9 protein-coding genes are annotated in these 13,115 nt (G+C 37.5%); 4 read left to right on the top strand and 5 right to left on the bottom strand.

The window, feature by feature from the left end; all coding sequences use genetic code 11:
- Positions 1–10 precede the first annotated feature (10 nt).
- From bcsA to bcsR, 3 genes are read right to left on the bottom strand one after another with little or no spacing between them, the layout of a single operon-like run.
- Entirely contained in the window at positions 11–2,596 is a 2,586-nt protein-coding gene (bcsA, locus tag SB028_RS14565; protein ID WP_069367671.1) for a UDP-forming cellulose synthase catalytic subunit, read from the bottom strand.
- The gene (locus tag SB028_RS14560) at positions 2,596–3,333 is read right to left on the bottom strand and encodes a cellulose synthase operon protein YhjQ/BcsQ (RefSeq protein WP_069367672.1); all 738 of its coding nucleotides are present in this window, start codon (positions 3,331–3,333) and stop codon (positions 2,596–2,598) included. Before SB028_RS14560 ends, bcsA begins: the two co-directional genes overlap by 1 nt.
- A gap of 8 nt (positions 3,334–3,341) precedes the next feature.
- Positions 3,342–3,533, bottom strand: a complete 192-nt coding sequence (gene bcsR / locus SB028_RS14555; RefSeq protein WP_069367673.1) for a cellulose biosynthesis protein BcsR — start codon at positions 3,531–3,533, stop codon at positions 3,342–3,344.
- An 846-nt stretch (positions 3,534–4,379) separates the two neighbouring features.
- Between bcsR and bcsG the strand changes: the two genes are divergently transcribed.
- On the top strand, positions 4,380–6,125 hold the full coding sequence (gene bcsG, locus SB028_RS14550) for a cellulose biosynthesis protein BcsG (protein WP_069367674.1): 1,746 nt from the start codon (positions 4,380–4,382) through the stop codon (positions 6,123–6,125).
- A 182-nt stretch (positions 6,126–6,307) separates the two neighbouring features.
- Here bcsG and metK read toward each other — a convergent pair whose 3' ends face one another.
- On the bottom strand, positions 6,308–7,462 hold the full coding sequence (gene metK / locus SB028_RS14545) for a methionine adenosyltransferase (protein WP_069367675.1): 1,155 nt from the start codon (positions 7,460–7,462) through the stop codon (positions 6,308–6,310).
- Positions 7,463–8,151: 689 nt separating this feature from the next.
- Here metK and speA point away from each other — a divergent pair.
- The 3 genes from speA to SB028_RS14530 all read left to right on the top strand — a co-directional run bounded on the left by speA (position 8,152) and on the right by SB028_RS14530 (position 12,194).
- A complete protein-coding gene (speA, locus tag SB028_RS14540) occupies positions 8,152–10,059 on the top strand; it encodes a biosynthetic arginine decarboxylase (RefSeq protein WP_069367676.1) in 1,908 nt (635 codons plus the stop codon).
- 102 nt (positions 10,060–10,161) lie between these two features.
- A complete protein-coding gene (gene speB, locus SB028_RS14535; protein WP_318859627.1) occupies positions 10,162–11,082 on the top strand; it encodes an agmatinase in 921 nt (306 codons plus the stop codon).
- 332 nt (positions 11,083–11,414) lie between these two features.
- A complete protein-coding gene (locus tag SB028_RS14530) occupies positions 11,415–12,194 on the top strand; it encodes an acetoin reductase (RefSeq protein WP_069367678.1) in 780 nt (259 codons plus the stop codon).
- Between the two features lie 60 nt (positions 12,195–12,254).
- Here SB028_RS14530 and mutH read toward each other — a convergent pair whose 3' ends face one another.
- Positions 12,255–12,932, bottom strand: coding sequence for a DNA mismatch repair endonuclease MutH (mutH, locus tag SB028_RS14525; protein ID WP_069367679.1), 678 nt, complete (start codon positions 12,930–12,932; stop codon positions 12,255–12,257).
- Positions 12,933–13,115: the final 183 nt, after the last annotated feature.

The raw sequence follows: 13,115 nt of genomic DNA, 5'->3' as shown, positions 1-13,115 counted from the left end.
GAGTTTTCCTTTAAGAGTGATGAAATATTTGTGAAACATTAACGCGTTGAGGGAGTAACGATGAAAGCCACAGTAAAAAAAGACCGAGTAAGCGGAAAGTGGCGTAAATAAAGTAAGGAGCACGCTTTAATAAGGTGTTATAACCTTGCATGCTGATAAAAATAATATTCTTGAGACTGCTTAAAGGTCTGTCAGCTGGAAGTTCATTTTGCCAGTCAGCCCAAGTATCGGCTCGCTCAAAAGTACATGCAGTAAACTCGATAGCTTTTTGCGTTGTCATTTCAAGAAGCTGTAATCCAATAATTTGCCCATCAATACGTGAAATATTGGCTTTAAAGGCATGTTCACGCTGATTTTGACTGAGTAATAGTGTGATGTTTTCATTTGGAGAGAGTGAAAGTGTGACATTGTCAGGTAATAAAATCGCACCGCTATTATCAGAAAAATCATAGAGGTAACAGCGATAGAGTGAGCCATTATTTAATAACAACATGGCTGGAACTTTAACGCGAACACGAGGAAAACGGCGTTGTTGTTTTGTTTCAACAGAAACGGCAATCGCAACACCGAGTAAGATAAGGTTATAACACACCCATAATAAACACATAGCAACAGCCCATGCTTCGTCGGGATCCCCCGTTGCAATGCGCCAAAAAGCAAATAAAATGCCGAGTAAGTTTAGGTTGAGAAAGAGTAAATAAGGACGGTTAATTTGCCAATCGACAAAACCTTCTTCCATCACGCCACCTTTGCTTGTCACGTTAAAAGTTCCTTTATGAGGAGAGAAAAAGGTACTTAAGACAGGGCGAGTGGTGTACCACGCTAAAATCGTTTCATACACTTCACCCCAAAATGAGTGGCGATAAGCGCCTTGTAACTTTGCGCTGGCGAGTGAAATATGGATCAAATACGGCACAACATAGAGCGCGATCGCAATCGCTGGTGCATAAATGATATAGGCATGGAAAATAAGAAACGTCAGTGGTGCGAGTAAGAAAATCATTCGCGGAATACCAGAAAAAAAATGTAACATGGCATTTAAATAACAAAGGCGTTGTGCCACGCTCAAACCTTTACCAAAGAGTGGATTATCAAGTCGGAATATTTGCACCATCCCTTTCGCCCAGCGAATACGTTGACCTATATGTGCGGATAACGATTCTGTCGCTAAACCAGCGGCTTGTGGAATGCGAATATAAGCGGATCTCCAGCCATGACGGTGTAAGCGCAATGAGGTATGCGCATCTTCTGTAACAGTTTCAACGGCAATGCCTCCAATTTCATCCAATGCAGTACGACGTAAAACAGCACATGAGCCACAGAAAAAAGTCGCATTCCAAGTGTCATTGCCATCTTGAACCAACCCGTAAAAAAGTGTGCCTTCATTGGGGGTTTCACGAAAATTACCTAAATTACGTTCAAAAGGGTCAGGTGAGAAAAAATGGTGAGGTGTTTGTACCAAAGCCATTTTTTCATCTTTTAAAAACCATCCCATTGTAAATTGTAGAAAGGAACGCGTTGGAATATGGTCGCAGTCAAAAATAGCAACAAATTCACCTGAAGCGAGTGTTAAGGCGTGATTGATATTACCAGCCTTAGCAAAATCATGTTTTTCGCGAGCGATATAACGAATACCCACTTCTTGAGCGAACGCTTTAAATTCAGGACGGGAACCATCATCAAGTAGATAAATAGTGAGCTTATCTTTAGGCCAATCTAGATTTAAGCTGGCATAGATTGTAGGTTTAACAACGTGTAGATCTTCGTTATAGGTAGGAATGAAAATATCAACGCTTTGCCATTGTGTAATATCTTCAGGCATCGATATGGGTTTTCGATGCAGCGGCCAAATACATTGCATAAAACTAAGGAATAACACACACCATGCGTAAGTTTCAGCCAGTAAAAGCAGTAAACCAAAAAACAGGCTGAAATTATCAACCCAATAAAGGGTTGAGTGATAACGCCACCAAATGTATCGACATGCGATTATCAGCGCTAATATCACCATTACGATTGAAGAGAAACGCCCTGGAATATCACGGATAGCTAAGGCAACTAACCAAATAACAATCACAAAAACAAACTGGAATGTCAGATCAAACGGCTGAGTGATACTGAGTAAAATAAAGAAAATGGCAAAAATAGCGATGATGGAGTAGAGAATATATTGCCAAAATGGCGTGGTTTTTTTCTTATGTTCAATGATCCCAACCGCAATAGGTGAAACATGAACAACGAGTTTTTTATAGGATTTTCGAATATAAAAAATAAATTGTATGGGTTTTTTAATCAGTAAATGTCCGACATAATGGCAAACTAGCCAAATACTTTGTAACAAATAGCGCAGAGGATCGAAAATTTTAGGACAACGAGGATCAATATGAGGATAGAGTGCTCGTTGTTTTTTGGCAATTTTTCGCCAAAAAGGGGATTCCATCCGTAAAAAAAACCACATAATGCCCATAAATAGTTCACTAATAATCGCTGCGCTACGAGATGCACCGTTATGGCGATAAAACGTGTAGTAACGAATAAGAAGATGTTGTGTCACCTTCTTTTCGGCTTTCTTCGAGGTATCGTAAGATGATGGCATTATGGCTGTCCTTCTTTCCTCTCAAATAACGAAAAACACCATTGAGCAAGTTGCGATATTTCTTCTACTAACATGCAATTAGTTCGGTAATCATATAAAGGTAAACGTGAAGCACAGGCCTCTAGCGAGGCTTCATCTCGATGAAGAACGATAGGGCATAATGGCAGTGACGTCGTTTGCCAAAATTGATAAAAATCTTGGTGAATTTGGCTGGTGGCACGAAATTGGTTAATCAATACATATTCATTATCGATAAATGTGTGTTGATTAAGGCGAATATGACAGTTGCTTTCTGCCATTGTCACAGAGAGAAAAATATCTGCTTTTTCTATCCAAGGCGTGAACAGAGTGTCTTGCGTATGCTGTAAATCCATTAAAATAATGGCATCAGGGTGTAACTGCATAAATGTCGTTAAAAAATGAGTAAGATGTTGTTTAGCGGAAAATGACAACTGTAAGAGCAAATTATCTTTCTTATTCACTAAGCCAAAAGGTAATACTTGATAGTGTGGTCGATAGTAAAAAGTATTCTGCTCGATTGGCGTTTCTGCTAATAATGCCTGACTTAATGTGGTACTTCTTTCCTGTGCTGGAAAATAAAAAGACAAAATATTTTCAGTGCAATTATCCATAATAAGCACTTCTTTATTTTGTTGATGAAATTGCCGAGCAAGTGCAATTGCCGTCGAGGTTGTACCTACTCCGCCTCTGAGCCCTTTCAATACAATAAGTGGCATAGTTAGCCTCATTTACTTATATAATTAAATGTATTAAGTAATGGCCAGCGATAAATAAGCTCATTATTTTCTTCTTTTTTATTAATATCCTGATAGTGATAGTTATTTAATGAAAATAATTTTTTTAATTTGTTGATATCCTTATTTAGATCATTTTTTTCTATTTTCATATTGGAGTTAATAAAATTTTCGTTTTTCATTTTAATAATCTCTATATAAAGGCGAGATGAATTTTTATCAAAGTTAAAGAACCGATAAAAATAGTGGTTAATTAATGATTCGTTCTATTTCATTAAACTGTTTATTTTAGAATATGCTTTAAAATAGATAATTTCAATTACGTAAAAACACATAAAATGAGTATTTATTATTTTAAGTATGTCAGTAATAGCTATTGGTTTTCTCCTTTGTATTTTATTTTTATTGAATTTTTAAATAATAACAAAAATAGATTTACTTCAAAATAAATCAATAAAAAATAAATGTAAAATAGCTGGTTATAACAATATATTAAATTATTCAAATTCGATGATCAGTATTGTATATTGATCTTTATCATTTTTTATATGAAAATCATTATATTATGGTCTTTTATTGATTGGTTGTGTTTTTATATTGAGGTGATTGTTTATTTGTTGCTAATAATTCTTGTTAATTGTTTTTTTGATGTTATTGATATATTTTTTCTCGTCTTCGTTTGGAAATATAAAAATAAGATAACTCTGTGTTTTATTATTTAATGTAAATAAAACATCATTTTTAAAAATAGACGCTATTCTATAAATAGAGCGTTAGTGATTTCTTAATCTGGCTTAAATAAGTTGTCTGGTATAATTATTTTTCTTTTATATAAGAGGTGAGTTTTATGGCGAAATATTCTTTTTCGTTATTTTTTTATTTGAGGGTTTTTACTTAGATTTAAATAAATATTCTCTTATATGTTTGTTTAGTAGTTAATTAAATATCAGAAGTAATAAAAAGGCAGATATGAGAAATCATATAACTGTCGAGTTGAATTTGTTTATACTAAAGAGTAGGAAGTTAAAATGAAAAAATCTAATGCAACCCAATTCGATTTTTTACATTACTGGCATGGGTTGGGAGCCTGGAATTTCTATTTCTTACTAAAGTTTGTTTTACTTTGGTATGGTTATTTAAATTTTGATGCTTTTAGCAATTTACTTTTTCTTGCCTTTTTGTTGTTCCCATTACCCAAAAATAGTTGGCATAAAATGCGTAATTGGGTCGCTATCCCAATAGGGATAGTTTTATTTTATCATGATACTTGGTTACCCAGCTTTTCAACCATCGTTGCTCAAGGTGGGCAGCTTAAAGCGTTTTCCTTCGATTACCTTGTTGAATTAACGGTTAACTTTATCAATATCAAAATGATTGGTGTCGCCTTTATTTTGTTAGTGGGCTACCTTTTTATTGAACAGTGGGTAAGGGTATCTGTTTTTATTATTGCCGGTGTTTTGTGGCTAAATATTGGTGAGTTTACTCATTTTTCTCAAGGTGTGGTGCCTTCTGTTTCAGCAAATACTTTTATGCAAGAAAGTAACATTAATAGTGAAAAAAATACGACACCAATCAACGCTCATGAAGTGTTGCCAGCATCATTCGAATCACAAGTACCTCCTGAGGTGGGATCGAGTAAAGAGGTAGAAACCACATCAATGAATACCGTTTATCCACCACAAAACCAGAAGGTCAGTAATAAAGCATTGGATGATTGGCTTACACAGTTTTATGGTTATGAGAAAAAACGTATGACACCATTTCCTGCGCAGTTAGCATCTAATGCCCAGCCTTTTGATATCTTGATTATCAATATTTGTTCACTTTCTACCGCGGATGTGGCGGCAGTTGGACTGCAAGAACACCCCATTTGGGGGAACTTTGATGTGCTATTTAGCCACTTTAATACAGTATCTTCTTATAGTGGTCCTGCATCGTTAAGATTATTACGCGCAAGTTGTGGTCAGACTCAACACTCTGATTTATACGATCCCACAGAGACACAATGCTTGCTAATGGATAATTTATCATCATTAGGATTTGCTAAGAAATTAGTGCTTGACCATAACGGAAAGTTTGGTAATTACCTTAAAGAGGTTCAGCAACTTGGTGATCTTCATATCGCTTTGCAAGATCAAGAAAATCTTTCTCATCAAATTACCGCATTTGATGGCACCAAAATTTACAATGATAAGGAAACATTACAACGTTGGTTGAAAGCGAGAGAGTTGTCTAATGAGAATCGGACTGTGACCTTTGTGAACTTGATATCACTACATGATGGTAACCGCTATGTAGGAGAGAATAGCACTGCTGATTATGGCAAGAGAGCCTCTACATTACTTGATAATTTAGATAACTTTATGAATGAGCTAGATAAAAAAGGAAGAAAAGTGATGGTGGTGATTGTGCCTGAGCATGGTGCGGCTTTACAAGGTGATAAAACACAAATGTCAGGGTTAAGAGATATTCCAAGCCAAAGCATTACTACCGTACCTGTCGGTATTCGTTTTACTGGAATAAAAAACCGAGCACAATTTTATCCTCCTGTGATTGTTGATGAACCAAGTAGCTATTTAGCTATTTCTGAGTTTATTTCTCGTAATGTAAATGGGGAGATCTTTAATCAATCTGTTATCGATTGGAATGCATTAGTCAGTGAACTTCCTCAAACTGCTAATGTTGCAGAAAACCAAGCTACGGTTGTGATTGATTATCAAGGACAGTCTTATATCAAATTAAATGGTGGTGAGTGGATTAATTATCCTAATTAATTTTATTAACTTTTTATAAGAAACCGTTTCATCATAAATTTCTATTTCTCGCTTTCTCTTATTGATACCCCGTATGATACGGGGTTTTTTTATAGACTTTATAAATAGAAACCATAAAAAAACCACATCCATAAAGATGTGGTCTTAGTAAAATCAATCACGTGACGTTATTGGTAAGAGACTTATTTTAAGCCAGCTGCTTCACGTAAGATTTCAGCTTTATCTGTTGCTTCCCAAGGGAATTCTGAACGACCAAAGTGACCGTAAGCCGCGGTTTTTTGGTAGATTGGGTGCAGTAAATCTAACATTTGAATGAGCCCATAAGGACGTAAGTCAAAGAATTCACGCACTAGCAGAACCAGTTGTGCTGTTGGGACTTTTTCAGTACCAAATGTTTCTACCATAATTGATGTTGGCTCTGCCACACCGATTGCGTAAGAAACTTGGATTTCACAACGATCAGCTAAACCGGCTGCTACAATATTTTTTGCAACGTAACGTGCAGCATAAGCCGCTGAACGGTCTACTTTCGATGGATCTTTACCAGAGAAAGCACCACCGCCATGACGCGCCATACCGCCGTAAGTATCGACAATGATTTTACGGCCTGTTAAGCCACAATCACCCATTGGTCCACCAATAACAAAACGACCCGTTGGGTTGATGAAATATTTAGTTTGTTCATTTAGCCATTCTGCGGGTAGAACGGGCTTAATGATCTCTTCCATCACCGCTTCATGCAGATCTTTTTGTGAAATATCTTCAGAGTGTTGAGTTGATAACACAACAGCATCAATACCAACAACGTTATTGTTGTCATATTGGAAGGTAATTTGGCTTTTCGCATCAGGGCGTAACCAAGATAAAGTTCCATTTTTACGGACTTGTGCTTGGCGTTGAACTAAGCGATGAGCATAAGTAATTGGAGCTGGCATTAATACGTCAGTTTCGTTGGTTGCATAACCAAACATTAAACCTTGGTCACCAGCGCCTTGTTCTAGTGGATTTGCACGGTCAACACCTTGGTTGATATCCGGTGATTGTTTACCAATCGCACTGATAACTGCGCAGGAATTAGCATCAAAGCCCATGTCAGAACTGGTGTAGCCGATTTCACGAACAGTGTTACGTGTAATTTCTTCGATATCGACCCAAGCTTTGGTGGTAATTTCTCCGCCTACCATCACCATGCCTGTCTTAACGTAAGTTTCGCAGGCAACGCGTGCTTTTGGATCTTGTTCTAAAATTGCATCCAGAACAGCATCAGAAATTTGATCTGCAATTTTATCAGGATGACCTTCTGAGACTGATTCAGAAGTAAAAAGGTGTGTAGTCATTATATCTCGTTACCTTAATACAAACGGTTTAAGGATGGATGTTTTAACATCTAGACGTCCATTTTAGGACTCTTTTCTCTTTAATTCCAGTTTTTTTTAATCAAATATAGGGATAAAGCAGAATCAAACAGTTAATCTTATTTTTTGTTACTTGCTATTTTTGTATCAAGAAAATAGCGATTAGAGAAAAAAAATTTTTTTGTACTTTTTGCTTTGCATTTTTACCTAACTAAAGGTATAACCTCGCGGTTACTGTGAAATCTGAACACAGTGTAAACCGCAGGATTTCTGATCCTGTTTCTCTGTTAGGGAAATGGCTTATAGGGTTAAGCCATGTGTGGAGTGAATGGGTAATGATCCATTGTCTACAGGTTAGTCTTTTCAAAAACCAAAACCGTACTCACCAATACTATACACATAGTATATCTAGAGTAATTTCCTCTTTGAGCTCTTTTTCTTTAGAGCGAAGTTGTCTGTTACTTGCCAATAGGTGATTGTGTTAACTCGTTATAGGTTAACTCAAGAACTTTCTACTATTATGTCCTGCGTATAGCTGGATAATCATATAAAAATATATAGTGAGTCATTACTTCCAACTGTTATTTATCAGTCGTTTCAGATTTTTGTCAGATAATTGACTACTATGGTGACAGGCAAGGTATAAACTCATACTCCCTAAGGAGAATGTCATGAATGATAACATCGCTCGTAAGATGCAGCAGACCTATAACATTGCATATTGGGGGGGCGGTTACTATTTAGCGAATAATCGGGGAAATATTAGCGTTTGTCCTAATCCTGATGTTCCTGAGGCTACTTTTGATTTAACTGAATTAGTTAAACGAGTCCAAGAAGAGCAATCGAATCTGCGGTTACCTGCACTTTTTTGCTTTCCTCAAATACTACAACATCGTTTACGTTCGATTAATGCTGCGTTTCATCGTGCGCGTAAATCCTATGGTTATCAAGGTGACTATTTTTTAGTTTATCCGATTAAAGTTAACCAACAACGTCGCGTTATTGAATCATTAGTGAATGCAGGAGAGCCTTTAGGTTTAGAGGCTGGCTCTAAAGCGGAATTAATGGCAGTACTTGCTCATGCCAATATGACAAGTTCTGTGATTGTTTGTAATGGTTATAAAGACCGTGAGTATATTCGCTTAGCGCTTACAGGTGAAAAACTTGGACATAAAGTTTTCTTAGTTATTGAGAAAATGTCTGAGATTAAAATGGTTCTTGAAGAAGCTGAACGTTTAGAAGTTATTCCTCGTTTAGGCGTTCGTGCTCGTCTTGCTTCTCAAGGATCAGGTAAATGGCAAGCAAGTGGCGGTGAAAAATCAAAATTTGGTTTAGCAGCGACACAAGTTCTGCAGTTAATTGATATGTTACGCCAAGCAGATCGCTTAGATAGTCTGCAATTATTGCATTTCCATTTGGGATCACAAATGGCAAATATCCGTGATATTGCTACCGGTGTTCGCGAATCTGCACGCTTCTATGTTGAACTGCATAAATTAGGTGTAAATATTCAGTATTTCGATGTGGGTGGTGGTTTAGGTGTGGACTATGAAGGTACTCGTTCACAATCTGATTGCTCTGTTAACTATGGCCTTAATGAATATGCGAATAACGTTATTTGGGCGATTGGTGACGCATGTGATGAAAATGATTTACCACATCCCACCGTTATTACTGAATCGGGTCGTGCATTAACGGCACACCATACTGTATTAATTTCTAATGTGATTGGTGTTGAACGTAATGAATTTACGGCAATAACCCCTCCTGAGGAAGATGCTGCAAGACCGATCGCTAGCCTTTGGGAAACCTGGGAAGAGATGCAAACGAAGGGGAATAGTCGTTCATTACGTGAATGGTTACACGATAGCCAATTAGACTTACACGATGTGCATACTCAATATGTTCACGGCATGTTAAGCCTAACAGAGCGTGCATGGGCAGAAGAGCTGTATTTGAACATCTGCCGTCGTATTCAGTACGATTTGGATCCGAGTAATCGTGCTCATCGCCCTATTATTGATGAGTTACAAGAACGTATGTCAGATAAGTTCTATGTTAACTTTTCACTGTTCCAATCTTTACCTGATGCATGGGGGATCGACCAGTTATTCCCTGTATTACCTATTGAAGGGCTAGATAAACCGCTTGATCGTCGTGCAGTGTTGCTCGATATCACTTGTGACTCAGATGGTATTATTGATCACTATGTGGATGGTGATGGGGTTGAAACCACAATGCCAATGCCCGCTTATGATCCTGAATATCCACCCATGATCGGTTTCTTTATGGTCGGGGCTTATCAGGAAATTCTCGGTAATATGCATAACTTATTTGGTGATACTGCCGCTGTTGACGTTTACCTTGATGAGAAAGGTAATCTGACCTATGAGCAAAGTGAAGAAGGTGATACGGTTGCCGATATGCTCCAGTACGTTAAGTTAAATCCTACCGTGCTGTTAGATCGTTTCCGTACTCAAGTAAAAAATGCGCAGTTAGATGAAGCGTTACAAGAGCAATTCCTGACTGAATTTGAAAGTGGTTTATACGGTTATACGTATCTGGAAGAAGAAGAGTAATTCTTCACTTTTTAATGCAAGAGTGATGTCTTTAAACATCACTCTTTATCTATCATATTGATTATATGTTGCTTATTTTTTATAAGTAACAGAGGTAATAGCATGAAAAATAGTACGTTAGGTAATGAGACTGATAATTCATTGATCTCTAATGCATTTGGTTTTTTACGTTTTCCACTGAATTTTCAGCCTTACAGCAGTGATGCAGACTGGGTTATTACGGGAGTGCCTTTTGATATGGCAACGTCTGGTCGTGCAGGAACTCGTCATGGACCAGGTGCTATTCGTCAAATCTCAACGAATTTAGCGTGGGAAGGTAATCGCTGGCCGTGGGATTTCGATATGCGTGAACGTTTAAGCGTTGTTGATTGTGGTGACTTAGTCTTTAACTTCGGTGATGCACAGGATATGAGCGATAAGTTACAAGCTCATACAGAGAAGTTATTAGCAGCAGGTAAAAAATGCTTAACGTTTGGTGGTGACCATTTTGTTACACTACCTTTATTACGCGCTCATGCAAAACATTTTGGTAAAATGGCATTAGTTCATTTTGATGCACATACTGATACTTATGGTAATGGCAGTAAATTTGACCATGGCACAATGTTTTTCCATGCTCCCAATGAAGGATTAATCGATCCTAACCACTCTGTTCAAATTGGTATTCGTACTGATCATGACAGTGATAATGGTTTCACTGTATTGAATGCAGCACAAGTTAACGATCGTGGTGTATCCGATCTTGTCGATCAGATCAAAAGCATTGTTGGCGATTTACCTGTTTACCTGACTTTTGATATTGATTGTCTTGATCCTGCGTTTGCACCAGGAACAGGCACACCAGTTGTAGGCGGTTTAACAACCGATAAAGCACTGAAGATTTTACGTGCATTACAACCGTTAAATATTGTCGGTATGGATTTGGTTGAAGTTTCTCCCGCTTACGATCAATCAGATATTACAGCACTTGCAGGAGCAACTATTGCTCTTGATATGTTATATCTGCAAGCCGCAAAAAAATAAGGTCTGTTAATCCCTGAAAATAAAGAGAAAGCGATATCTATTAGGTATCGCTTTTTGTTTTTTACTCTATCTATGAATGAGTTAAGCATTTTTTGCTAACAAATTCAGATCCTACTTGAATGTTTTTTCTGCTCTTTCTCGTGCTTATTTTCCTTTTTATTAAGCCATTATTCTGAATGATAATTATTTACAGAATGTTTGATCGGTATTACCGAATTTATTAGTGAATAATTGTAATTTTGTCACTCGTCCGTTTAATTGCTACTGTTAATCTATTAACAAAGTTCTTTTTATAAGGGCTTTTTCATCTGTAAATATTCAGGAGAAAGACAATGGCTTTGAATGGTAAAGTAATTTTAGTTACAGGCGCTGCTCAGGGAATTGGCCGTGGCATTGCATTGCGTTTAGCAAAAGATGGTGCTGATATTGCTCTGGTTGACTTGAAAGCAGATAAGTTAGCGGATGTCGCAAAAGAGATTGAAGCATTAGGGCGTAAAACAACAATTTTTACTGCTGATATTAGTCAGCGCGATGACGTTTTTGCAGCTGTTGAGCACGCTGAAAAGACATTAGGTGGTTTTGATGTCATGATTAATAATGCGGGCATTGCACAAGTAAAACCTCTGGCTGACGTCACACCTGAAGATATGGATAGGATCTTCAAAATAAACGTAAATGGAACTATGTGGGGTATTCAAGCCGCCGCAGAAAAATTTAAGGCACGGGGTCATAAAGGTAAAATTATTAACGCTTCATCTATTGCTGGGCATGATGGCTTTGCAATGTTAGGTGTTTATTCAGCAACTAAATTTGCGGTACGCGCGCTGACTCAAGCAGCAGCAAAAGAGTATGCCAGCGCGGGTATTACGGTCAATGCTTACTGCCCTGGTATTGTAGGTACTGATATGTGGGTTGAGATTGATGAGCGTTTTTCGGAGATAACTGGGGCACCAAAAGGTGAGACCTATAAAAAATATGTTGAAGGTATTGCGTTAGGGCGTGCTCAAACGCCTAATGATGTCGCAGCCCTTGTTGCTTTCCTCTCAAGTGATGACTCTGACTATATTACAGGACAAGCAATTTTAACTGATGGCGGTATTGTTTATCGTTAATCACTAATCAAGATTGTTTATCAATACCCTGTGTGATTTAACTTAATGACACAGGGTATTTTATAGTTGGAAATAACGAGCAAGTAGAGGTGCGGTAAAATTCTTTTTTAAATAGAAGCCTCTAGGTAAGGTCATAATACGCTGCCCATCTTCACCAATAGCTTCTGTTAATGCTTTACTGTTTGCCGCTTTGGGACGGATTTGTAAGACTTGTCCATGGCGTGCAGTAATGCTTTCTACTTTACCTAACACAATCATATCCATGAGCTCTTCCCAATCATGACGTAATAGATTTTCTTCCGTACTATTAGGGCGCCAAAGTAACGGAGAAGCGACGCGACGTTGTGCTAATGGTATTGTCCTTTCTCCTTCAACAGGCACCCATAACACTTTTGAAAGCTTGTGTTTTACATGGCTATTTTCCCATGTAATACCGCTGTTTCCAGTTAATGCGGCGACACAGACAAAAGTCGTTTCTAAAGGCATACCAAATCTATCAATTGGAATGGTTTTGAGCTCAATGCCCAATTCACTGAAGTCTTGTTCAGGTTTGCTACCTGCACTTGCACCTAAATAATATTCCAACAACATACCTACCCAGCCTTTATCTCTTTTAAGGTCAATGGGGATAGGAAGTTGTGCAAAGGTAGCAAGTTCACCAAAAGTATAACCCGCAAGCGCTTTTGCTCGTTCTAATAAAACGTGTTCATTTTCGGGGGCTCGTGGTGGCATAAACATAGTTATTATCTTCTTGTATAAATAATAGGCAGAAAAAACAGGTTATTGATAGCGTATTTAGCTTTATTTTATTTAAATCATAATAGCATGATATATCATCATTTTTTTGAGTTAATTCGCCAAATGAAATTTATTATTTTAAGTTGTGCACGGTTATCCTGAGATCATAAACAGGCTTTTACA

Origin of the sequence: Proteus vulgaris, from assembly GCF_033708015.1 — a bacterium.
Taxonomy (GTDB): Bacteria; Pseudomonadota; Gammaproteobacteria; order Enterobacterales; family Enterobacteriaceae; genus Proteus.
The sequence above is the reverse complement of the archived record's forward strand: the minus strand, read 5'-3'. Positions and strand labels throughout refer to the sequence as shown.

Coding starts and splice junctions, on each gene's coding strand:
- speA (WP_069367676.1), top strand. CDS start 8,152: ATGAATGATAACATCGCTCGTAAGATGCAGCAGACCTATAACATTGCA.
- bcsR (WP_069367673.1), bottom strand. CDS start 3,533: ATGAAAAACGAAAATTTTATTAACTCCAATATGAAAATAGAAAAAAAT.
- speB (WP_318859627.1), top strand. CDS start 10,162: ATGAAAAATAGTACGTTAGGTAATGAGACTGATAATTCATTGATCTCT.
- SB028_RS14560 (WP_069367672.1), bottom strand. CDS start 3,333: ATGCCACTTATTGTATTGAAAGGGCTCAGAGGCGGAGTAGGTACAACC.
- SB028_RS14530 (WP_069367678.1), top strand. CDS start 11,415: ATGGCTTTGAATGGTAAAGTAATTTTAGTTACAGGCGCTGCTCAGGGA.
- metK (WP_069367675.1), bottom strand. CDS start 7,462: ATGACTACACACCTTTTTACTTCTGAATCAGTCTCAGAAGGTCATCCT.
- bcsG (WP_069367674.1), top strand. CDS start 4,380: ATGAAAAAATCTAATGCAACCCAATTCGATTTTTTACATTACTGGCAT.
- bcsA (WP_069367671.1), bottom strand. CDS start 2,596: ATGCCATCATCTTACGATACCTCGAAGAAAGCCGAAAAGAAGGTGACA.
- mutH (WP_069367679.1), bottom strand. CDS start 12,932: ATGTTTATGCCACCACGAGCCCCCGAAAATGAACACGTTTTATTAGAA.